The sequence below is a fragment of the Streptacidiphilus pinicola genome, from assembly GCF_003258295.1.
Classification (GTDB): Bacteria; Actinomycetota; Actinomycetes; order Streptomycetales; family Streptomycetaceae; genus Streptacidiphilus; species Streptacidiphilus pinicola.
Map to the genome: position 1 here is coordinate 1 of NZ_QKYN01000035.1, position 21,978 is coordinate 21,978.

General features: G+C 72.0%; 18 protein-coding genes. 8 read left to right on the plus strand and 10 right to left on the minus strand.

Annotated features, from left to right (window positions below):
• The 6 genes from DN069_RS08750 to DN069_RS08775 form a co-directional block, all read left to right on the plus strand.
• On the plus strand, window positions 1-1,185 hold a 1,185-nt coding region (locus tag DN069_RS08750), incomplete at its 5' end, for a polyamine ABC transporter substrate-binding protein (protein ID WP_341538454.1).
• A 1-nt stretch (window position 1,186) separates the two neighbouring features.
• Window positions 1,187-2,119, plus strand: coding sequence for an ABC transporter permease (locus DN069_RS08755; RefSeq protein ID WP_111500298.1), 933 nt, complete (start codon window positions 1,187-1,189; stop codon window positions 2,117-2,119).
• Window positions 2,116-2,970, plus strand: a complete 855-nt coding sequence (locus DN069_RS08760; RefSeq protein ID WP_111500299.1) for an ABC transporter permease — start codon at window positions 2,116-2,118, stop codon at window positions 2,968-2,970. Before DN069_RS08755 ends, DN069_RS08760 begins: the two co-directional genes overlap by 4 nt.
• Window positions 2,971-2,975: 5 nt before the next feature.
• On the plus strand, window positions 2,976-4,058 hold the full coding sequence (locus DN069_RS08765; protein ID WP_111500300.1) for an ABC transporter ATP-binding protein: 1,083 nt from the start codon (window positions 2,976-2,978) through the stop codon (window positions 4,056-4,058).
• 31 nt (window positions 4,059-4,089) lie between these two features.
• On the plus strand, window positions 4,090-5,403 hold the full coding sequence (locus DN069_RS08770; RefSeq protein ID WP_111500301.1) for a flavin monoamine oxidase family protein: 1,314 nt from the start codon (window positions 4,090-4,092) through the stop codon (window positions 5,401-5,403).
• Window positions 5,396-6,829, plus strand: a complete 1,434-nt coding sequence (locus DN069_RS08775; protein WP_111500302.1) for an aminobutyraldehyde dehydrogenase — start codon at window positions 5,396-5,398, stop codon at window positions 6,827-6,829. The genes DN069_RS08770 and DN069_RS08775 overlap by 8 nt, the downstream gene beginning before the upstream one ends.
• Window positions 6,830-6,913: 84 nt before the next feature.
• Here DN069_RS08775 and purB read toward each other — a convergent pair whose 3' ends face one another.
• From purB to DN069_RS08810, 7 genes are all read right to left on the minus strand, one after another.
• Window positions 6,914-8,353, minus strand: coding sequence for an adenylosuccinate lyase (gene purB, locus DN069_RS08780; RefSeq protein WP_111500303.1), 1,440 nt, complete (start codon window positions 8,351-8,353; stop codon window positions 6,914-6,916).
• 954 nt (window positions 8,354-9,307) lie between these two features.
• Window positions 9,308-10,864, minus strand: coding sequence for a serine/threonine-protein kinase (locus DN069_RS08785; RefSeq protein WP_165845429.1), 1,557 nt, complete (start codon window positions 10,862-10,864; stop codon window positions 9,308-9,310).
• A 473-nt stretch (window positions 10,865-11,337) separates the two neighbouring features.
• The gene (locus DN069_RS08790; RefSeq protein ID WP_111500305.1) at window positions 11,338-12,111 is read right to left on the minus strand and encodes a TetR/AcrR family transcriptional regulator; all 774 of its coding nucleotides are present in this window, start codon (window positions 12,109-12,111) and stop codon (window positions 11,338-11,340) included.
• A gap of 49 nt (window positions 12,112-12,160) precedes the next feature.
• Window positions 12,161-13,705: an MFS transporter gene (locus DN069_RS08795; protein WP_111500306.1), complete on the minus strand. Its 1,545-nt coding sequence runs from the start codon at window positions 13,703-13,705 to the stop codon at window positions 12,161-12,163.
• Window positions 13,706-13,813: 108 nt separating this feature from the next.
• The gene (locus DN069_RS08800) at window positions 13,814-14,893 is read right to left on the minus strand and encodes a DUF2332 domain-containing protein (protein WP_165845430.1); all 1,080 of its coding nucleotides are present in this window, start codon (window positions 14,891-14,893) and stop codon (window positions 13,814-13,816) included.
• Between the two features lie 65 nt (window positions 14,894-14,958).
• Complete coding sequence (locus tag DN069_RS08805) at window positions 14,959-15,357, minus strand: DUF3037 domain-containing protein (protein ID WP_111500308.1); 399 nt, start codon at window positions 15,355-15,357, stop codon at window positions 14,959-14,961.
• Complete coding sequence (locus DN069_RS08810) at window positions 15,354-16,103, minus strand: HipA family kinase (RefSeq protein ID WP_111500309.1); 750 nt, start codon at window positions 16,101-16,103, stop codon at window positions 15,354-15,356. Before DN069_RS08810 ends, DN069_RS08805 begins: the two co-directional genes overlap by 4 nt.
• A gap of 258 nt (window positions 16,104-16,361) precedes the next feature.
• Here DN069_RS08810 and tyrS point away from each other — a divergent pair, with 258 nt between their 5' ends.
• Window positions 16,362-17,795, plus strand: a complete 1,434-nt coding sequence (gene tyrS / locus DN069_RS08815; protein ID WP_111500310.1) for a tyrosine--tRNA ligase — start codon at window positions 16,362-16,364, stop codon at window positions 17,793-17,795.
• 104 nt (window positions 17,796-17,899) lie between these two features.
• Here tyrS and DN069_RS08820 read toward each other — a convergent pair whose 3' ends face one another.
• Entirely contained in the window at window positions 17,900-18,553 is a 654-nt protein-coding gene (locus DN069_RS08820) for an HAD family hydrolase (protein WP_111500311.1), read from the minus strand.
• A 20-nt stretch (window positions 18,554-18,573) separates the two neighbouring features.
• Window positions 18,574-19,275, minus strand: a complete 702-nt coding sequence (locus DN069_RS08825; protein WP_111500312.1) for a beta-ketoacyl-ACP reductase — start codon at window positions 19,273-19,275, stop codon at window positions 18,574-18,576.
• A gap of 218 nt (window positions 19,276-19,493) precedes the next feature.
• On the opposite strand from DN069_RS08825, the gene DN069_RS08830 reads away from it, so the two are divergent.
• Entirely contained in the window at window positions 19,494-20,744 is a 1,251-nt protein-coding gene (locus DN069_RS08830; RefSeq protein ID WP_279387885.1) for a helix-turn-helix domain-containing protein, read from the plus strand.
• 21 nt (window positions 20,745-20,765) lie between these two features.
• On the opposite strand, the gene DN069_RS08835 is transcribed toward DN069_RS08830, so the two are convergent.
• Complete coding sequence (locus DN069_RS08835) at window positions 20,766-21,722, minus strand: acyl-ACP desaturase (RefSeq protein ID WP_111500314.1); 957 nt, start codon at window positions 21,720-21,722, stop codon at window positions 20,766-20,768.
• Between the last annotated feature and the right edge of the window lie 256 nt (window positions 21,723-21,978).

Here is a 21,978-nt window from a genome sequence, read left to right on the forward strand (position 1 = left end):
TCCTCCGGGTGGGTGGACCGGCTCGCCCCCGCCGGTCCACCCACCCGGAGGACGCAGATGCCCGACCAACTCCCCCAGCTCTCCCGCAGATCCCTGCTCCGCGCCGGCGGTCTCGGCGCGCTCGGCCTCGGCCTCGCCGGCTGCGGCTTCAGCCAGCCCACGACCGTGGCCGCGGCCCAGACCGACAAGCCAATCGACATGAAGGTCGACGGCCCGCTGGTCTACTTCAACTGGGCCGACTACATCGACCCCTCCGTCTTCGCCGGCTTCCAGAAGGAGTACGGCGTCAAGATCATCCAGTCCAACTTCGACTCGATGCCGAGCATGGTCGCCAAGCTGGACGCCGGGAACAAGTACGACATCATCTTCCCCTCGGCCAAGTACGCCCAGCGCCTTGCCCAGGCGGGACGCCTGCACACGATCGACCACGCGAAGCTGCGCAACGCCGAGCTGGTCTTCGGCAGCTACTCCTACTTCGACGACCCCTGGTACGACCCGAAGTCCGCGCACACCGTGCCGTTCACGATGTACAAGACGGGCATCGGCTGGCGCCGCGACAAGCTCGGGAACCTGACCGGCTCCTGGCAGGACCTGTGGGACGCGCAGTCCAGCGGCACCACCTTCCTCCTCGACGACGAGGACGAGGTGCTCGGTATGGCGGCCTTCAAGCTCGGCCTGGACCCGAACACCACCGCGCAGGGCGACCTGGACCGGATGACCGCACTGCTGCACACCCTCCGTCCGAACCTGCGCGGCTTCTCCAGCGACGACTACAACAACCTGCTGAACGGCACCGCCACCATGACCCAGGCATGGAGCGGCGACATGGTCAGCGTGCTCAACCAGGCCAAGGACGCGACCCTGTACGGCTTCGAGGTCGCCAAGGAGGGATCGCCGATCAACTCCGACTGCTTCGCGATACCCGCCAACGCCGAGCATCCGGGCACCGCGATGCTGTTCATCGACTATCTGCTGCGACCCGAGAACGCCATCAAGACCATCCAGTACCTCGGCTACCCGATGCCGGTCCACGGCACGGAGTCGACGTACGCGGCCCTGGTCAAACAGCTGCCGCAGTGCATGATCGAGCCCGGCGACCTCAAGCCCTCGCTCTACTTCCGCAATCCGTCCGGCGCCGGCGCCCAGGCGCGCGACACGGCCTGGACCGACGTGAAGGCGGGCTGAGATGGCACTGCGCACACCCGTCCGCACCGAGGCCCCGCGCGGAGGCAGAACCGCCCGGCGGGACCGGCGGCCCAGACCGTCCGCCGCCGGGGCGCGGATCTGGACCTGGCTCACCCTGCCCGGCACCGTCTGGATGTCGGTCTTCTTCATCGCCTCGCTGCTGCTGGTCGCGGCGATCTCCTTCGGCACCACCGACCAGCTCGGCGACCCGCGGTTCGGCACCAACCTCGGCAACCTCCAGGCGCTCACCGACCCCGCCTACCGCGACGTCATGCTCCGCTCGCTCGGCTTCGCGCTGCTCACCTCGGTGATCTGCCTGCTGATCGCCTATCCCGTCGCCTACGCGGTGGCGCTGCACGCGGGCCGCTTCAAGAACGCGCTGATCGCCGCGATCGTGGTGCCCTTCTTCGCCAACTACCTGGTGCGAATGTACGGGTGGTCCGTGCTGCTCTCCGACGACGGGCCGGTGCTGCGGCTGCTGCGGGCGGTCGGGCTCGCGGACGCACACACGAAGATCCTCAACACCGGCTTCGGCGTCATCGCCGGCCTGGTCTACGGCTTCGTGGTCTTCATGATCATCCCGCTCTACGCCGCCATGGAACGCATGGACACCTCGCTGATCGAGGCAGGACGCGACCTGTACGGCGGGCCCCTGCGCACCTTCTGGTTCGTCACCGTCCCCGCCACCCGGCAGGGCGCCGGGGCCGGCGTGGTGCTGGTCTTCCTCCCGGCCATGGGCGACTTCGTCAGCGCGCAGTTCATGGGCGGACCGAACCAGATCATGATCGGCAACCTGATCCAGGACAAGTTCTTCGAGGGCCAGGACTGGCCCCTCGGCTCCGCGCTGACGATGGCGCTGATGGCCGTGCTGCTGATCGCGATGTTCGGCTACCTGCGGCGCGCCCGCAAGGACGAGGCGGAGGCCACCCGATGAACCTGCCGGCCTCCCTCCCCCCGCGCGCCCGCAGACGCCGTGGCCCGCGCCGCAAGCCGGTGTTCGCGATCGCCGTCACAGTCGTCTTCTTCGTCCTGCTCTACCTGCCGATCGCCATGGTCGTGCTCTTCTCCTTCAACGCACAGAAGTCGCTGACCATCTTCAAGGGCTTCTCACTGCGCTGGTACGAGGCGTTCTTCCACGACAACGTGCTGCTCGGCTCGCTCGGGATGAGCCTCGAGGTCTCGCTCGTCGCCATGATCGGCTCGGTCGTGCTGGGCGTGGCCCTCGCACTCGGCCTGGTGCGCCACAAGGGCCGGCTCGGCGGCTACGCCGGGCTGATCATGATGGTCCCGCTGATCACCCCCGAGATCGTCACCGGCGTCGCCTCGCTGCTGCTCTTCAAGGGCCTCGGCGTCACCCTCGACAGCGGCACGGTGATGATCGCCGAGATCACCTTCTCCATCTCCTACGTCACCGTCATCCTGCGCTCCCGCGTCGCCGCGCTGAACCCGGAGGTCGAGGAGGCGGCGATGGACCTCGGCGCGACGCGCTGGCAGGCGCTGCGCCTGGTCACCCTGCCCGCGCTGCTGCCCGCGATCCTCGCCAGCGCCGTGCTGATCTTCGCGCTCGTCTTCGACGACTTCGTGCTCGCCTACTTCACCACCGGCGTCGACCCCCAGCCGCTCGCCGTGCGCATCTACTCCGCGATCCGCTTCGGCGTCGAGCCGACGATCAACGCGGTCGGAACCCTGATGCTCGCCGGCTCGATCACCCTCATCGGCCTCGCCCTGGCCATCCCGCGCCTCTTCGGCCGCCGCGGCGGCCTCGACCTCATCTCCGGGGAGTGACACCCATGACGCCGACCGCTGCGACCCCCGCCGTCCGACTCGACCACGTCAGCAAGGAGTTCAACGGCTCCCACGCGGTGCGGGACCTCGAGCTGGACATCGCCGCCGGCGAGTTCTTCTCCCTGCTCGGCCCCTCCGGCTGCGGCAAGACGACCACGCTGCGCATGATCGGCGGCTTCGCCGACCCGACCGAGGGCGCCGTGCTGCTCTCCGGCGAGGACGTCACCGCACTGCCGCCGAACAAGCGCAACGTCAACACCGTCTTCCAGAGCTACGCGCTCTTCGACCATCTCAGCGTCGCCGACAACATCGGCTTCGGCCTCAAGCGCAAGGGCGTCCCGAAGCCGGAGATCCGCGAGCGGGTCGGCGCGATGATCGACCTGGTGCAGCTGGGCGGCATGGCCGAGCGCAAGCCGCGGACGCTCTCCGGAGGCCAGCGCCAGCGTGTCGCGCTGGCGCGGGCGTTGGTCAACCGGCCCGCCGTGCTGCTGCTGGACGAGCCGTTGGCCGCGCTCGACCTGAAGCTGCGTCGGCAGATGCAGGTCGAGCTCAAGCAGATCCAGCGGGAGGTCGGCATCACCTTCGTCTTCGTCACCCACGACCAGGACGAGGCGCTCACCATGTCCGACCGCGTCGCCGTGATGAACGGCGGCCGGGTGGAGCAGTGCGGCACCCCGGAGGACGTCTACGAGCGACCCGAGAGCCGGTTCGTGGCCGCGTTCATGGGCACCTCCAACCTCGTCGGCGGCGTCTACCGCGACGGCACGGTGCAGCTCGAGGGCGGCCCGGCGCTGCCCGTGGGCCGACGGCCGGAGATCGGCGAAGGCAGCCAAGTCGACGTGTCGATCCGGCCCGAGAAGATCTGGCTCTCCGACTTCGAGCCCGGCATGCCCGTCGTCAACGGCGTCATCCGGGAAACGGTCTACTCCGGGCCCACCACGACCTACCTGATCGAGCTCGCCCCAGGCGTCACCGTCGCTGCGCTGGAACAGAACACCGCCCGTGCGCGGATGGAGGACCGCTGGGCGGGCGGCGAGACCGTCGAGCTCGGCTACGACCCCGAGCACTGCCTGGTCCTGAGCCACTGACGCCGCCGGGCCACCAAGGGGAGGCAACCACATGAACCACGACGTCATCGTGCTCGGCGCCGGCCTGGCGGGCCTCAGCGCCGCCCGCGATCTCGCCGCCGCCGGCGTCGACGTCCTCGTCGTCGAGGCCCGCGACCGCGTCGGCGGCCGGGTCGAACAGCAGCAACTGCCCGACGGGCGTCTCGTCCAGCTCGGCGGGGAGGTCGTCGGCCGCGCCCACACCGCCTACCTCGGCCTGGTCGCCGAGCTGGGCCTGACGCTGATCCCCAGCTACGTCGCCGAACCGGGGCTGATCGCCCGCGCCACGCCCGAGGGGGTGTCCGCGGGCGATCCCCCGCACTGGTTCGGCCCCGACGACGAGACCGAACACCGGGAGGTCACCGCCGAGTTCGTCTCCCTGGCGGGGACGGTCGACCCGGACGACCCGTGGTCGCACCCCGACGCGGCGGCGCTCGACGACCTGTCGGTCGGGGCCTGGCTGCGCTCCCGCAAGGCGCCCGGCGCCGTGGTGCGACTGTGGGAGATCGGGGCGCTCGGACTCGCCGACGGCTCGGTCGAGCGCACCTCGCTGCTGGCCGCCTTGCGCAAGCAGGCCGCCGTGCCGAGCGCGGGCCACTACGACTACGAGGACTGGGAGGGTCTGCGCGTCGCCGAGGGCTCAGCGACGGTGGCGCTGCGGATGGCCGAGGAGCTCGGCCCCCGGATCCGGCTGGGCGCGCCGGTGACCGCGCTCGACGTGCGGCCCGAACGCTGCACGGTGCGCCTGCGCGGCGGCGAGACCCTGACGGCGTCGGCGGTGGTCAGCGCGCTCCCGATCGGGCCGCTGCGGGACGTCGTCGTCACGGGCGTCTCCGACGCGCGGTTGGCGTCCCTGCACGCGCAACGCCACGCGTTGGCGGCGAAGTTCGTGGCCGCCTACCGTCAACCATTCTGGCGAGACCGCGGGTTCAGCGGGCTCTCGGAGTGCGAGGGGGTGCTGGGCAGCACCTGGCCGCAGAGCACCGCCGTGCTCTCCGCGCTCGTCCCACCGGAACGCCTCGGCGTGCTGCTCGGCGTGCCCGCCCAGCTGCGCGAGCGCGAACTGCTCGCGCAGATCGGCGAGTTGTACGGCCCCGAGGCCGAGGAGCCGCTCTCGGCGTGGCTGCGCCTGTGGGGTACGGACCCCTGGACGCAGGGCTACGTCACCCAGTGGGTGCCGGGCGACGTGCGGCGGGTCGGTCCGCTCCACGGCACCCACGAGCCGCCGTTCTACGTCTGCGGCTCCGACCAGTGGGTGGCCGGCTACATGGAGGGCGCGGTCCGCACCGGCCGCGTCGCCGCCGAGGAGGCCCTGCGCCGTGGCTGACTCGTCATCACTTCCCCTCGTACGCAACCACATCGGCGGCCACGACCGTCCCGCGACCTCGGGCCGGGAGACCCTCCTGCTCGATCCGGCCACCGGACGCCCCCACGCCCGCGCCGCCTGCTCCGACGCGGCGGACGTCGCCGCGGCCTGTGTCGCCGCCGAGGCGGCGTTCGAGCGCTGGTCGCGCACCACTCCCGCCGAGCGGCAGCGCGCGCTGCTGCGCCTCGCCGACACCGTGGAGCGTCACGCCGACGCGTTCGCCGAGGCCGAGACCGCCGACACGGGCAAGCCGCGCCTCGCCTTCCTCACCGACGAACTGCTCGCCGTCATCGACACCTTGCGGTTCTTCGCGGGCGCGGCCCGCGCGCTGCCGGGCAGCGTGGCGGCCGAGTACACCGAGGACCGCACCTCGCTGCTGCGCCGCGAACCGCTCGGCGTCTGCGCGCAGATCACGCCGTGGAACTACCCGCTGATGATGGCGGTGTGGAAACTCGCGCCGGCGCTGGCGGCGGGCAACACCGTCGTCCTCAAGCCGGCCGACACCACCCCGTCGTCCACGGTGCTGCTCGCCCGGCTCGCGGCCGAGCAGCTGCCGCCGGGGGTGCTCAACGTCGTCTGCGGCGACCGGACCACGGGCGCGGCGCTGGTCGCCCACCCGGCGCCCGCGCTGGTCGCGGTCACCGGCAGCGTCCGGGCTGGACGCGAGATCGCGGCGGCCTGCGCCGCCGACCTCAAGCGCCTGCACCTCGAACTCGGCGGCAACGCACCGGTCCTGGTCCACGACGACGTGGACGTCGAGGCGACGGCTGCGGCGCTGGCGGAGGTCGCCTTCTACAACGCCGGCCAGGACTGCACCGCCGCCACGCGTCTGCTGGTGCACCAGGGCGTCCACGACGCCTTCCTCGCCGCCTTCGCCGACCACGCGGCCAAGCTGCGTCCAGGTGCGCCCGACGAACCCGACGCCGCCTTCGGCCCATTGAACAGCTCCGCCCAACTGGCCCGGGTCCAGGGCCTGCTGGACCGCCTCCCGGCCCACGCGCGGCTCGTGACGGGCGGGAGCGCGATGGCCGGAGCGGGGTACTTCCACGAGCCGACCGTGGTCGCCTCGGTCCGCCAGGAGGACGAGATCGTCCAGGAGGAGGTCTTCGGCCCGGTCGTCACCGTCCAGCCCTTCGCGGACGAGGCGGAGGCGCTGCGCCTGGCGAACGGCGTCCGCTTCGGCCTGGCCGCGAGCGTCTGGACCCGCGACGTCGACCGGGCCATGCGGGCGACGCGCGCGCTGCGGACCGGCATCGTCTGGGTCAACACCCACGGCACCACGGTCTCCGAGATGCCGCACGGCGGTCGCGGCCAGTCCGGCTACGGCAGCGACCTGTCGATGACGGGACTGCTGGAGTACACGCAGGCGAAGCACGTCATGGTCTGACGCCGCGCGCGTCACCGCGGACGGCGAAGGCCGCCGACCGGAGGGGTCGGCGGCCTTCGCTTCGTGCGGAGCGGATGTCCGGGCTCAGAGGATGGCGCCCGGACGGTACTTGGCCGCCTCCGGGTAGCGCGCGGTGACCTCCTCCACGCGCGCGACGACCTCGCCGACCTGCGCGGCGGCGGCGCCGGTGAAGGAGAGCTTGTCGGCGAGCAGCGCGTCCAGCGCGTCACGGTCCAGCGGGATGCGCTCGTCCGCCGCGAGGCGGTCGAGCAGCTGGTTCTCGCGCACGCCCTGACGCATGGCCAGCGCGGAGCCGACCGCGTGCTCCTTGATCGCCTCGTGCGCGGTCTCGCGGCCGACACCGGCGCGCACCGCGGCCATCAGCACCTTGGTGGTGCCGAGGAACGGCAGGTAGCGGTCCAGCTCGGCGGCGATGACGGCCGGGAAGGCGCCGAACTCGTCGAGCACGGTCAGGAAGGTCTCGACCAGCCCGTCGAAGGCGAAGAACGCGTCCGGCAGCGCGACGCGGCGCACGACAGAGCAGGAGACGTCGCCCTCGTTCCACTGGTCGCCGGAGAGCTCGGAGACCATGGAGGCGTAGCCGCGCAGGATCACCGCGAGGCCGTTGACGCGCTCGCAGGAGCGGGTGTTCATCTTGTGGGGCATCGCGGAGGAGCCGACCTGGCCCTCCTTGAAGCCCTCCGTCACCAGCTCGATGCCGGCCATCAGCCGGATCGTCTTGGCGAGGGAGCCGGGCGCGCCGGCCAGCTGGACCAGGGCGGTCAGCACGTCGTAGTCGAGCGAGCGCGGGTAGACCTGGCCGACGCTGGTGAAGCCGTGCTGGAAGCCGAGGTGACCGGCGACGCGCTGCTCCAGGTCGGCGAGCTTGGCGGCGTCGCCGCCGAGCAGGTCCAGCATGTCCTGGCTGGTGCCGACCGGGCCCTTGATCCCGCGCAGCGGGTAACGGGCGATCAGCTCCTCCAGCCGGGTGAAGGCGACCAGCAGCTCGTCGGCTGCGGTGGCGAACCGCTTGCCCAGCGTCGTCGCCTGCGCGGCCACGTTGTGGGACCGGCCGGCCATCACGAGCTCGCCGTGCTCGGCGGCAAGCTGGGCGAGGCGGGCCAGCAGCGCGACCGTGCGGTCGCGGACGTGCTCCAGGGACTGCTTGAGCTGCAGCTGCTCGACGTTCTCGGTCAGGTCGCGGGACGTCATGCCCTTGTGGACCTGCTCGTGGCCGGCGAGGGCGTTGAACTCCTCGATCCGGGCCTTCACGTCATGGCGGGTGACCCGCTCACGCTCAGCGATCGAGGCGAGGTCGACGTTGTCGACCACCCGCTCGTAGTCGGCGACGGCGCCCGCGGGCACCTCGATCCCCAGGTCGGCCTGAGCCTTCAGAACGGCGAGCCACAGCTGCCGTTCGAGGACGACCTTGTGCTCGGGGGACCACAGCCGCGCCAGCTCGCCGGAGGCGTAGCGGGCGGCCAGGACATCGGGGATGAAGGGCTTGGCGCTCACGCTGGGCAATTCTAACGTGCAGCTCACCGGGGCTCCGCCAAGGGATGGCCTCCGGCCACGACGAATCCCGACGTGACCGTCGGAATCAGCCTGGCCGGCATGCCGACGCAATGCGGGGACGAGACGGTGCCAGCCCTCGGATCCATCACCGGCACCGGCCCGGACATCCCGTGTGCTGCGGGCCTGCGGCCGCGCCGACGCCGCCCTCGCGCTGTGTGTGACCGGCGGACTCCGTCGGGCGCGGCGTGCCGACCGAGTTCCGACCACGCTCAGGCGCAGCCACAGGCGCCGGCGGACGCGGTGGCCCGGCCGCCGGCAGGCACACGCTCCGCACCCGCGGCCGCCCGCACAGGAGCCCAGGCAGCCGCCGGGACGGGGCGATGGTTGTGGCTGGCGCGGCCGCGGCTGCCACAACCCCACACCCGACCAGGCCAGCCCCCGACACAGACGAGCACCCCACCAGAACGAGCCGGGCCAGCAGGCTGGCCCGGCACCACCACAGCCAGGGCGGGCGTCGTCCCGCGGGGCGACCGGAGACGGCCGCTCGGAGGGACCTGGGCTGAAGAGCCTGGACCGGGGAGCCATCGAGCTGCGAGGCCGCGGCCAGGCATGCGGAGCGCGCCAGAGCGCTGGACCCGGCCCGACCGGCACAGGCCCAGCTATCGCACGATCAGTACCCAAGACCCACCCGGGGCGGCAGACGCTGGCCGGGCAGGCGGCGGGTGCCAGGGCGCGGCATGGCCGGGCAGCCCTGCGGGGCAGCAGCAGGCGCCGGCACGACAGCAGGAGAGGGGCGGAGCAGCAAAAAGCGCCGAGCCCGTGCGAGTAATCCAGACGGGCACGGGCCGGGTCCGCCCGCCACCGAACCCGAACCCGAGGAACGCACCCCCGCCCGCGGAAGGGGGCGTCAAGGCGGGGTGGGGCGATTGCCACCAAGCAACGCCGTGCTGCGGATCGTGGAATTCAGTCTCTGGACCAGCGGGCTCCCCCGTGGTTGGCGAGGGCTTGTGAGAGCTGCGTTCGTTGTTCGTGTGTCATCGGTCCGAGGACACACACCGGGTGTCCGATGTCGTTGGCGCGCCAGACCTTCGGAACTGGCCATCCAGCGGGCGCTTGAGTGACCGCCGAGTCTCTTCTCACCGGCTTCACGAACAGTGCGGTGAACCGGTACGGGACTGCGTCTTGGAGGTCTCGGATAGTGACCTCCTTGATGTTGTCCCAGGTGAACTCGCGGCGTCCGGTTGAGCTGGTGGTCATGATGTAGTCCGGGCCTACATACAGGGCCCAGCCCGGTCGTGCTGAGGGCACTTGGCCCAGTCGCCGGCTGTAGACGGCTGCCAAGTGGCAGCAGATCGCAAGAACGGCGAAAAGGCCGCCCCCTCCCAGGAGGCCTAGGCCGAGTTGCGAATGGGAGGTACTAATTTCGGGAAGGGCGTTGGAGAGCAGTTCAACCACGCCGACAATGACGAGTCCAAGGGATATCAGCCAGAGAGCGGGAATCAACTCTGCCACGTCTGACGAAGTGCCCGCGGGTACCTCCTCCGCGAAGCCGTGCAGGGGCTCCCTTCCGGTCCAGGCCAGCTCGAAGGAACCGCCACTCCCAGGAGGCTGCGGCTCCTGTGACTTGTTCACGGGGTGGCTTGGGGGTGGCGTCTTGACGGGCGGTGCAACGGTGACAGGGGAGTGCAGTCGCTCCGCGACGGTTTCGGCGTCGGGCCGCATTGCCGGTTCTTTGGCGAGCATGGCTGCAACGAGTTGCTCGACGTGCGGAGGAACGTCGTCTCGGACAGATCGCAGTGGCGGTGGTGTCTCCTCCAGATGGGCCACCATAAGGGCGGGCAATGACTCCTTCTCAGGCAGGAACGGTGGGTTGCCGGTGAGCAGGGCGTACAGGACGCAGCCGAGAGCGTAGATGTCCGTGGGCCTGCCGACGTCTTTGCTGCCGCGCCATTGCTCGGGAGCCATGAAGGGCGGAGTACCGATCAAAGCACCGGAAGCGGTCAGAGGCCCGGTGGCCTGGACAGTGCGAGCGACGCCGAAGTCGCAGATCTTGATCCGCCCAGTGCGGAGCAGGAACAGGTTCGCGGGCTTGAGGTCGCGGTGCACTACCTGCTGCTCGTGGGCCGCAGCCAGCGCCTCGGCAGCCTGCCCGACCAGGTCGAGAGCTTCGGCTACGGGCAGGCCTTTGACCTTGTCTGCCGGGAGCCCTTCGCGGTGCCGCTTGAGGTGGCGCGCCAGGTCGGTGCCTTCGAGCAGTTCCATCACCATGAAGTGCTGGCCCTCGTACTGCCCGAAATCGTGCACGACGGTGATCCCAGGGTGCTGCAAGCGCGCACCGACCCGGGCCTCACGCCGGAACCGCTCCATCATCTCCTGATCGATGCCGGACTCAAGCAGGACTTTCACCGCGACCGCGCGGCGAAGCGTCAGGTCGTTGGACTGCCAGACCTCTCCCATGCCGCCCTTGCCCAGGTGCGCCCCCAGCTCGTACCTGTCGGCAAGAACGTCTCCAGGCTGCACGCGAACTCCCAAGATCCCAACTGGCATGGAATATCCAATGTATGGAGCACTCCGATCACACCTCCATGGTTCCCGAATCCACTCGCGGTTCGGAAGGCTCCCTCCAACAGTCGAGCTGACGACCTGTGAGCAAGACTGGCAGGGCAAGCGGGCCACAGGCAGGGCGGTGCTGGCCCTCACGGCGGCGGCGGTCCGGGCTGTTCAGCCTCCGGCGGGAGCTCATGCTGCCGGAGCCGGTCGTGGTGGCGAACCGTATCGGGTCCCCGTCGGGGCGAGCGGGCTCGCCGTGTTCGATGTCGTCGAGCGTGCGGACACGCGCCGCATTCAGGTCGATGGCCGGCGCGCCGCTCTCGGAGCCAAAGCCGTCCTGCGACCCCGTACTGTCGTCGCCTGCCCGGTCCTGACCTGCCGACGGAGCTGCCCGCGACCGCGCCGAAGCTCAAGGGCGGCTGACACCTCACACGACGCACTCCTCAGACGGCGCGCACCCGCCGGACGCGGGCTTCGATGCCGTCCAGGGCGATCTCCAGGCTGGCCGCGAAGGTGTCGTCGCGCTGGGTGGAGAGGGTTGTGCCCTCCTTGTGGGGCATGACGCGTTCGGCGTTGGTGAGGTGGCGGGGGTCGATGTCGGAGGCGAGGCCCATGACGGCCTCGTGGTAGGCCTCCTCGGTGAGACCGGATTCGCGGACACGGATCAGCTGCTGGGCTTCGGAGGTGGCGAAGCCGTAGACGAACTGGAAGAGCAGGCCGAGCGCGCCGCCGCACTGTTCGGGTGGGAGGCCGGTGCGCTCGGCGGCGGCGATGGCGCTGCTGGAGAAGAAGAGCGCGTTCGGGCCCAGCGGCAGGACCTCACCGGCGACGCGGGTGGCCCAGAGGTGGCGGCGGTAGAAGTCGCGGTACTCGTGGGCCATGACGCGCAGGTGGTCGCGCCAGTCGCCGTCCTCGGCGAGAGGCGGGATGCGCATCTCGCCGAGGGCCTCGTCGAGGGCGAGCTCGAGGAGCTCGCCCTTGTTGTCGACATACCAATAGACCGACATGGGGGTGACCCCGAGCTCCGCGGCCAGGCGGCGCATCGAGAAGCCCTGGTCGCCCTCGGCGTCCAGCAGCTCGACGGCGGCCTGCACGATGCGCTGGCGGGAGAGCCCGCCGGGCGCGGTGCCCCGCTTGCGTTCCTTCGGGGGCCGAACCCAGACGCTGACCTGCGGCGCTGCGGCGGGGTTCGGCGGCGAGGACTTCTGCGGGGCCATGCGGCGATCGTAGTGCCGCCCGTCGGCGCTCACCTGGGTCGCCCGCCGGTCAGGCCGCCGTGGCGGGCTCGGGCTCGACGACGGGGCCGCCGCCCGCGGGCGTCCCGGCGACGGCGCGGCCGATCAGCCAGGCGGCCAGCAGGCCGCCGACCAGGACCGCTACGGCGCCGATCAGCTGAGCGCTGGTCAGGCTGTCCGCGAAGGCGTTCGCGACCTGGTGGGCGCGGCCGGGTCCGGCCGTGGCCAGCGCCTTGGGCAGGGAGCGCGCGGCGTCCTGCGGCACGCCGGCCGGCAGTGAGGCCGCGAAGCCTGCGGTCAGCACGGCGCCGAGGACGGCGACGCCCAGGGAGTTGCCGAGCTCGCTGAGGGTGCCCATCAGGCCCGAGCCGACGCCGGCCTTCTCCGGCGGGATCGAGCTCATGACGGAGCCGGCCATGGCGGGCTGCGCGCAGGCGACGCCCGCGCCCATCAGCACCAGGCCGAGGAGGATGCCCAGGTAGTCGCCGTGCCGGCCGAGCACCGCGATCGCGGCGAGGCCGCCGGCCATCAGGCTGAGGCCGCCTGCGATGGCGACCGGCGCGGGCAGCTTGGAGGTGATCCGCATGCCGGTACCGGTGAGGTTCAGCAGCACGATCGTCAGCGCCATCGGCGCTGTGCGCAGGCCGGCCTCCAGCGGGCCGTAGCCGAGGACGAACTGCAGGTGCTGGGTGAGCAGGAAGAGGGAGCCGCCCATGCCGAAGGAGACCAGCACGCCGCCGGAGACCGCGCCGCGGAAGCGGGCGTTGTGGAAGAACGACATGTCCAGCAGCGGGTGCGGGGTGCGGCGCTCCCAGAGCACGAACAGCACGACGAAGACGACGCCGATCGCGCCGGGCGCGAGCGTGCGGCCCGAGGTCCAGCCGTAGCCGGGGCCCTGGATGATCGCGTAGACCACGGCCACCAGGCCGACGATCGACAGCAGCGCGCCGAGCAGGTCGGGGCGCTCGCCCTGCGGGTCCTTGGACTCGGGGACGAACCTGGCCACGGCCAGCAGGCCCAGCACGCACACGGGCAGGTTGACGATGAAGACCGAGCCCCACCAGAAGTGCGCCAGCAGCGCGCCGCCGATGATCGGCCCGAGGGCGAAGCCGAGCGAGCCGACGCCCATCGCGGCGCCGAGCGCCTTCGGCTGCTCCTCCGCGTCGAAGGTGCGGACGACCAGCGCGATGGTGGTGGCGAGCAGCAGGCTGCCGCCCACGCCCATCCCGAAGCGGGCGGCGATCAGTTCGCCCGGCGTGGAGGAGAGCGCGCCGCCGAGGGAGCCGACGCCGAACAGGCCGAGGCCGAGCATCTGGACGAGCTTGCGCCCGTAGCGGTCGGCGAGCCCGCCGGCGGCGATCAGCATGCCCGCCTGCGCGAGGGAGTACGCGCCGATGACCCACTGCGTCTGCGCGGTGGTGGCTCCGAGCTCCTTCGTGAGCGAGGGCACCGCCACGTTGAGCACGGTGTTGTCGAGGATCACGACGAGCTGGACGAGACAGATCACGGCGAGGATCAGCCAGCGGTCCGGTCTCCGTTCGACCGGTGTGGTCGCGGGCACGGTGGTGGCGGTCACGGGGTCCCCCTTGTACGGCGTATAAGGCTTGTACACTGTAGAAGGACAAGCCGGGTGACCGCCACCGGTTTTTCCGTGCACGATTCTCAGGCGCCCGCTGGCCGCCCGTCAGACCCCCGGCAGGGTCTCCACCCAGCGCAGATGGCCCTCGACGACGGCCAGGACGCGCGCCTCGCCGTCCGGTCCGCGCAGCTGCAGCCCGGCGCCGCCGCGCGAGCGGTCGGTGCGCGGGTCCGGGTCGGGTACGTCCTCGACCGAGAGCCACCACAGCGGGCCGGTCTCACCCAGCGAGGCGATCGCGCCGTCGAACGCGGCCCGCCGCTCCGCCGGGACGTGCATGCGCGTCGCGGAGTGGAAGACGACGCGCGGTTCGCCGTCGGGCAGGCCGGCGGCGAGGCCGGGCAGCACGTCGATCGCGTCCCCGCGCACGATCGGCGGCGGGTCGCCCGCGACCAGGTCCAGCGCGGCGGTGAGCAGGATCCGCTGGTCGTGGTGCTCCGGCCAGACCAGCGCGCGCAGCCACTGCCGGTCGTCGGGGTCGAGCACGTCGACGGGGTTCAGGTCCACACCCCGCACGCTCGCCAGGGCGGGCAGCGCGTCCAGGTCCGGCAGCTCACCGTCGCCGTGCAGCTCGGCGACGAGCTGGACCGGCGAGTCCGGTTCGCCGAAGCGCCGCCCGCCGAGCCGGTAGCCGTACCGGTCGAACCTGAGGTTCAGGCCGGCGCTCGCGCCCACCTCGATCAGGTGGACCGGCCGGTCCCCGATCTCGTCGGCGATCGCCGCCAGCGCGAACCGCAGGCCGAGCGAGCGCTGCACCTGGTTCGTCTGCACCAGCCGCGAGCCGATGACCGCGCGCAGTGCGTCCGCGTGCCGGGCGCAGAAGGCGACGAGCGCGGGCCCGGCCTCCTCCGCGGGCCGGGCCGCCACGCCGTCGGGGAGCAGCGACGGGTAGTACGCGGCGAGCGGGTCGTCACCGGCACCGGTCAGCAGCACCTGCTGGACCGCGCCGAAGAACAGGAACGTCGGGTACTGTCCCGGCCGCCCCGCCGCGGCGAGCTCCAGCAGCGCGTCGTCGGCGGCGACGGTGCGGCTCAACGCCTGGTACAGCGGTGAGGTCGCGAACTCCCCGGGCTCCGCGAACGCGCGCCGGACGAGGGCCCGGTGAGCATCAGTGATCTTGGATTCCATGCCGCCGAACATAACCGACTCCCCCGCGGCGGGGTCGCCTCCGCCGTGCCGCCGCTTCCGCCGGCTCAGCGCACGAGCAGGTCCAGCAGCCGGTCCGCCTCCGCCGAGGGGTCGACGGAGAGCCCGCAGTGGACCGGGCCGGGTTGGACGACGGTGCTGCGCGGCGCGGTGAGCCAGCGGAAGCGACGGCCCGGCTCCTCGTCGCGGGCCTGGCCCGCGGTCTCGCCGCCGGTGCAGACGTCGGCGACGGCGCGGAGCGCGGCGCGGACACCGGGCAGGTCGACCGCGGGGTCCAGGGCCAGCAGACGCGCCTCGTCCAGGTGGATCGCCGCGCGCAGTACGCCCGCCTGGCGGCTGTAGACCAGCACGCCCGCGTTGATCTGCTCGCCCCGCTCCACCCGCGGGACGACGCGCACGAGCGCGTACTCGTAGACCAGCTTCTCCGCGGCCGGAACGCTGCTCACAGCGACACCCACTCCCTCGGGCCGGCGGCGCGCGCCGCCAGCTGGGCCACGTACGCGGCGCGCACCGCGTCCGGATCGTCGAAGCCGGGCTCGTCGGCGAGCCAGACGTCGGGGACGAGCGCGAGGACCTCGCGCAGCAGCGCCTCCGTCACCCGAGGGCCGAGTTCCGCGTCCGCCGTCGCGACGTCGGGGGCGAAGCGCAGCAGCACGTGGTCGGAGGAGTCGAAGGGCTTGCGCGCCGACGCGGCGGCGCGGGGCCAGTTGTGATGGAAGATCAGGCTGGCGCCGTGGTCGATCAGCCACAGCTCGCCGTCGTGGACCAGCAGGTTGGGGTTGCGCCAGGAGCGGTCGACATTGCCGATGAGGGCGTCGAACCAGACGACGCGTCCGGCCAGCTCCGGGTCCACCGGAAAGGCGAGCGGGTCGAAGCCGAGCGCGCCGCTGAGGTAGGCCATGCCGAGGTTGGTGCCGCCGGACGCCTTGACCAGGTCCTGCACCTGCTGGTCGGGCTCGCCGACGGCGATCCGCGGGTCGACCTCCAGCCGGGTCAGCTCCGGGACGCGGAAGCCGAGCCGCCGGGCCAGCTCCCCGCTCACCACCTCGGCCACCAGCGCCTTGCGGCCCTGGGCGGCGCCGACGAACTTGGCGACCCACAGCCCGCCCCGGCCCGTCTCCACCAGACCGGGCAGGGAGCCGCCCTCCCGCAGCGGCGTCACGTACCGGTCCGCCGTCACCTCGTGCAACATGCGCCCCACCCTAGATGACCTCGGTCCGCGGGCCGGGTCCGGCCGCTCTGCGGAGGCCCTAATTCGGTGTCCCGGCCGCGGCCCACGGAGCTACGCTCCCCGACATGATCCCGTCGATGGCCGAGGCAGCAGCGAAGCGATATCCGCGGTAGTCCGCGCGGCCGGGCCCGCGTGACCTCCGTGGCACGGCCGGACTCCTCCGGGGGACGGCCGCCTCTGCTTCCGCTTCGCCTTCGACCCGACGGGACTCCCCTCGCCATGCCCCACACCCCGCCTTCGACGACCCTCGACGCCTCCGCCGACGCCCTGCTGACGGTGCTGCGAACCCAGCCGGACCTACGGGAGGGCCCGGCGCTCGACGCGGTGCTGCGGCTGCTCGCCGAGCGTCGCACGATGGACCTGACCGACCTCGCCCCCGCCCGCCAGGCCGAGCTCGTCCACGCCCGCGCGGTGCGGCTGCTGCCCGGCGCCGGCCGGCTCGCCGAACTGCTGGAGTCCGCCCGTGCCGCGAACCGGCCGCTGACGGTCAAGTTCGGCATCGACCCGACCGCGGCCGACGTGCATCTCGGTCACGCCGTGCCGATGATCCTGGCGAGCCGGTTCCAGCGGATGGGCCACCGGGTGGTGTTCATCGTGGGCGACGTGACCGCGCGGATCGGGGATCCGTCCGGGCGCAGCGCGGACCGGCCGGCCCTCACGGAGGAGGACGTGCGGCGCAACCTCGCCGGCTACCGGCGGCAGGTGGCGCCGTTCTTCGACTTCGACCGGGCCGACTTCCGGTTCAACAGCGAGTGGTTGGCGACGCTGCCGCTCCCGGAGTTCCTCGGCGTGCTGCAACGGCTGCCGGTCTCGGCGGCGCTGCAGCGCGAGGACTTCCGCACGCGCCTGGCCGCGGGCGGCGGGCTGACGCTGGCGGAGCTGGTGTACTCGGTCGTGATGGCGCTCGACTCGGTCGAGGTCGCGGCCGATGTCGAACTCGGCGGCCTGGACCAGTTGCTCAACCTGCAGATGTGCCGGCGGGTGATGGAGAACGCCGGGCAGGAGCCCGAGGTCGTCGTCGCCACCGGGCTGATCGAGGGCACCGACGGCAGCGGAGCGAAGATGAGCAAGAGCCAAGGCAACTACGTCGCGCTCGGCGCGGGTCCCGACGACGTCTTCGGCAGGCTGATGTCCGCCGCGGACCGGCTGCTGCCGGACTACCTGCGCGCGCTCACGGAACTGCTGGAGCCTGAGGTCGAGCTGCTGCTGGCCGCGGTCGCGGACCGGACCGTCCATCCGCTGGGCGTCAAGACGCTGCTCGCCTCGGACGTGACGGCCACGATCCACGGCCTCGACGCCGCCGCGGCGGCGCGCGCCGGCTTCCGGGCCCGGTTCTCCGCGCGGCGCTTCTCCGAGGCGCCCGGCCTGCCCGTCGTCGACGCCGCCGAGCACGCCACGACGACGGTCGGCGAGTTGCTGGCCCGGGTGGTGGGCGTGGTGGCGGGCCTCAAGCAGGTGCGCAGGGTGGCCGAGGCGGGCGGTCTCCGCCTGGTCGTGGAGGACGCGGCGGGCGGACAGCGGGTGACGACGCTGACGTCCGCCGACGCCGACCGCAGCGTGGGCGCGCTGCTCACCGCGCACCCGGCCGCGCCGGGCGGGACGGGGAGCCGGGTGTTCCTGCGCTGCGGCCGGAGCGTGGTCGAGTTGACCTGACCGCCACCCCGGAGCCCGCGCCGTCGGCTCCGCCTCCGTTACGGCGCGTCAGTCCGCGGTGGCGGGCCGGAGGTCGGCCGCCGGATGCCTGCCGTGGGGTCGGCTCAGGCCACGTGGTCGAGGACCTGCCGCAGCGTGCCGATCAGCGCGGTCGCCCCGACGGCGGCGAGGCGTTCGGCCGGCATGAGCGCGGTGTAGCCGAGCACGTCCATGCCCGCGGCCCGCGCGGCGAGGACGCCGTTGGGGCTGTCCTCGACGACGAGGCAGTCCGCGGGCGCCACGCCCATCGCGCGGGCCGCGTGCAGGAAGAGGTCCGGGGCGGGCTTGCCGACGCCGGCGACGTCCTCGGCGCTGAAGACCACCGAGGCGGGCAGGTGCTCGCGCAGGCCGGAGCGGTCCAGGGTGAGGTCGATCCAGGCGTGGTCGGAGGAGGACGCGAGGCAGTAGCGCACCTCGCGTCGTCCCAGCTCGGCCAGCACCTCGGCCGCCCCCGGCGCGGCCACGACGCCCCGGTCGAACGCGGCGAAGACGCGATCGTGGCAGCGCGCGGTGAAGTCCTCGGGCAGCGTGCCGCCGTAGCGGTCGGCGACGACCGTGTGCACGTTGCGTCCCGCGTTGCCGAGGAAGTAGTGGAAGGACTCCTCCAGCGTGGTGGGATAGCCCAGTTCGGTCAGAAAGCCGGAGAGCACGCGGTGCGCCGTGGTCTCGCTGTCGACGAGCGTCCCGTCGTTGTCGAAGATCACCATCTGGTAGGCCACCCCGGCATGCTAGTGCCGGGCTAGTGCCCCATCGCCGCGCCGCCGTCCACCGGCAGCACGGCGCCGGTGATGAAGGCCGCCTCCGGGGAGGCCAGAAACTCGACCGCGGCGGCGACCTCCTCGGGTTGGGCTAGTCGGCGCAGCGGCGTCTCGCCGGCCATCTTCTCCTTGAGTTCGTCACTGAGAACGGCTGTCATCGCCGTTTCGGTGAGGCCGGGGGAAACGACGTTCACGGTGATGGAGCGCGGGCCGAGCTCGCGGGCGAGCGAACGCGAGAAGCCGATCAGGCCCGCTTTGGACGCGGCGTAGTTGGCCTGTCCCGTCTCCCCACGAAGTGCGACCGCCGAAGAGATGATCACGATTCGTCCGGCCCGCGCGCGGATCATCCCCCGGGCCGCGCGCTTGACGACGCGGAAGACGCCGGTGAGATTCGTGTCGACGACCGTGGTGAAGTCCTCCTCGGTCATCCGCAGCAGCAACTGGTCGCGCGTCACGCCCGCGTTCGCGACCAGGATCTGGACCGGGCCGTGCGCCTGCTCGACCTCCTTGAAGGCCTGCTCGACCTGCTCGGGGTCGGCGACGTCGCAGCGTACGGCGAGCAGGCCCTCGGGCGGGTCGCTGCGATAGGTGACCGCGACCCGGTCGCCCGCCTTGGCGAAGCGACGGGCGATCGCGAGTCCTATCCCTTTGTTTCCGCCGGTGACCAGAACGGACCGGGACATACCGTGACCCCTCTTCCACGAAGCCTTGCGGAATTCCCGTGCATACTCCGCGATCAAGGCATCCGGGGCGGGTACTGGACGCGTCCCTCGGGGGTCTTTCAGGGGGCGCGGCGGTGACCGGATACCGGACGTCCGCGTCTCATCTCTTACCGTCGGGTAGGATAATTCTCCCGTGTCCTCGGCGGCCGCGTTCGCCCGCGTGAAGGTTTGGAGCAGGGTTGCTCGACCAGCCTGCGTTCGGACGTCGCCTTCGGAATCTGCGTCGTCAACGCGAGATGTCCCAGTCGGAATTGGCCGGCGGCGAGGTGTCGCCGAGCTATATCTCGCTGATCGAGTCCGGCCGCCGCATGCCGAGCGAGGAGATCGCCCAGGCCATCGCCGAACGCCTCGGTGTACCGCTGAGCGAGTTCGGCGTCGTCCCGCCCGCGCAGGCGAACGCCGACGAGCGCGCGGATCTGGTGCGCCGGCTGGTGGTCGCGCGCAGCGCCCGCGCCGAGGGCGGTTCCGCGTTCGCGGCCGAGGAGCTGGTGACGCTGGTCGACGAAGCGGACTCGCTGGGCGAGGACGACGTCGCCTGGGAGGCCTCCTGGGAGCTGGCCGAGACCTACGGCGACCTGGACCAGCCGGTGGACCGGGACGCGGTGCTGCGACGCCTGCTCGACGACCCGCTCACCAACAGCTCGATCCGGCTGCGCGCGCGGGTCGCGGCCGCGATCGCGGAGCTGGCGCAGAGCCGCGGGCGACTGCCGGAGGCGGTGCGCGCGGCGGAGCAGGCGGTCGCCGCGGCGGCCGAGCTCGACGCCAGCGCGCTCGAGTGGTGCCGCGCCAGGCTGGCGCTGATCGCCGCGTACACGGCCTGCGACGACCTGGACCGGGCGGGCGACGCGCTGCACGACATCCTGGACCGGCTGGACGAGCTGCCCACCGACCGGCTGCGCGGCCTGGCCTGCTGGGCCGCCGCCGACCTGCACGTCGCCACCGGCCACCCCGCCGACGCCGTCCCACTGCTGGAGCGCGCCGCGGAGCTGCTGCCGCCGCGCACCGACCTGCGGCAGTCGGCGCGGCTCGCGCTGACGACGGTGCGGGTCTGGCTGGCCACCGACCGACCGGCGGACGCGGTCGACGAGCGGCTGGGCTGGACCCGGCACGCGTTCTCGATGGTGGGTACCGAGGCGGACCGGGTCCAACTGGCCGCGGTGGAGGCGACGGTGCTGGCCCGCAAGGGGCTGTTCGAGGAGGCCCTGTCCCGCGCCGACGACGTCCGCCCGGCCCCCGGGCTGCCCCCGCACGAGCTGGCCGAGAGCCTGCTGGCCGCCGCGGAGGTCCAGATGGCGGGTGGACGCGCCGCGGACGGCGAGAAGTCCTGCCGCCGCGCCGCCGAACTCTTCGACGAGACCGGCACCCACCGCAGGGCCGCGCGCGCCTGGCGGACCCTGGTCGGCCTCGTGGCCGAACGCGGCGAGCGCTGACCACGCGGAACGCGGTCCCGTTCAGCCCGCGAGCCGCTCCCGCTGAGCGGCCTGGCGGGCGAGCAGACGGTCGCGCTGTTCGACGAAGCGGTCGGCCTTGTGGTCCAACAGGGCAAGGAACTCAGCGAGTTCCTCGCGGGCCCGCTCGCCCTCGGCGGAGAGGCTGGCCAGTTCGAAGACCCGCCAGAAGCGCAGCACCGGTGTGACGACCTCGTCGTGATGGAGCCTCAGGTCGTAGATGCCGGCCTTGGCGATGGCCACCGAGCTGCGCGCGAAGTCGGGTTCCGCGCTGCCGGGCATCTCGAATCCGATCACCTCGTCCCGGATCGCCTGCAGGGTCTCGTTCGGCTGGATCTCCAACGCGGCCTGGAGCAGGTTGCGGTAGAAGACCATGTGCAGGTTCTCGTCGGTGGAGATCCGGGTCAGCAGGCGGTCCGCGACCGGGCAGCCGGTGGCGCGGCCGGTGTTGCGGTGCGAGACGCGGGTGGCGAGCTCCTGGAAGGAGACGTAGGCGAGGTCGCGGACGACCGAGTCCGTCGTGCCGGCGTAGCCGGTCTGCATGTGCGCCATCCGGCGCCTTTCCAGCTCGACCGGGTCGACGCCGCGGGTGACCACCAGGTAGTCGCGCAGCGCGATGCTGTGACGGGCCTCCTCCGCGGTCCAGCGGTTGACCCACTCGCCCCACGCGCCGCCGCGGCCGAAGGCGACGGCCACCTCCCGGTGGTAGGAGGGCAGGTTGTCCTCGGTCAGCAGGTTGATGATCATCGCGGCCTTGGCCACCGGATCGAGGCGGGAGTCCTCCGGCCGCCAGTCCTCGCCGCCGAGGAAGGCGAAGTCGCGCCCCTCGCTCCACGGCACGTAGTCGTGCGGCATCCACTCCTTGGCGGCCGCCAGATGGCGTTCGAGATTGGTCTCGACCACCGATTCCAAAGAGTGCAGGAGTTCGAGGTCACGCGTTCGCACAGAGTCCGTGGTCATCCGTCCCCCAGGTAATGGAGAGCGCTCCAATTCAGTGGGCGCACGCAGCGCCTCACCATTTAATCGACAAGGCCCGTGGCGGTCGCCTCCGGGCGCCGATCTTGTTGTGGTGTTCACAGCTCGTTCGTCCCGTCGTCGTACCACTGCGGGGCGGCGTACGCCTTCGGACCTTTGGATGCGGAGAAAGCGGACAGGGCGGTGGACCCTTGCCCGATGCTCGATCATGCTGCTAGCTTCGCAACCGAGTTGGGATCGG

Excerpts from the sequence above, each read along its gene's own strand:
- DN069_RS08755 (WP_111500298.1), top strand. The coding sequence starts at position 1,187 with ATGGCACTGCGCACACCCGTCCGCACCGAGGCCCCGCGCGGAGGCAGA.
- DN069_RS08760 (WP_111500299.1), top strand. The coding sequence starts at position 2,116 with ATGAACCTGCCGGCCTCCCTCCCCCCGCGCGCCCGCAGACGCCGTGGC.
- DN069_RS08765 (WP_111500300.1), top strand. The coding sequence starts at position 2,976 with ATGACGCCGACCGCTGCGACCCCCGCCGTCCGACTCGACCACGTCAGC.
- DN069_RS08770 (WP_111500301.1), top strand. The coding sequence starts at position 4,090 with ATGAACCACGACGTCATCGTGCTCGGCGCCGGCCTGGCGGGCCTCAGC.
- DN069_RS08790 (WP_111500305.1), bottom strand. The coding sequence starts at position 12,111 with ATGGCCCCGCAGAAGTCCTCGCCGCCGAACCCCGCCGCAGCGCCGCAG.
- DN069_RS08800 (WP_165845430.1), bottom strand. The coding sequence starts at position 14,893 with ATGGAATCCAAGATCACTGATGCTCACCGGGCCCTCGTCCGGCGCGCG.
- DN069_RS08810 (WP_111500309.1), bottom strand. The coding sequence starts at position 16,103 with ATGTTGCACGAGGTGACGGCGGACCGGTACGTGACGCCGCTGCGGGAG.
- tyrS (WP_111500310.1), top strand. The coding sequence starts at position 16,362 with ATGCCCCACACCCCGCCTTCGACGACCCTCGACGCCTCCGCCGACGCC.
- DN069_RS08825 (WP_111500312.1), bottom strand. The coding sequence starts at position 19,275 with ATGTCCCGGTCCGTTCTGGTCACCGGCGGAAACAAAGGGATAGGACTC.
- DN069_RS08835 (WP_111500314.1), bottom strand. The coding sequence starts at position 21,722 with ATGACCACGGACTCTGTGCGAACGCGTGACCTCGAACTCCTGCACTCT.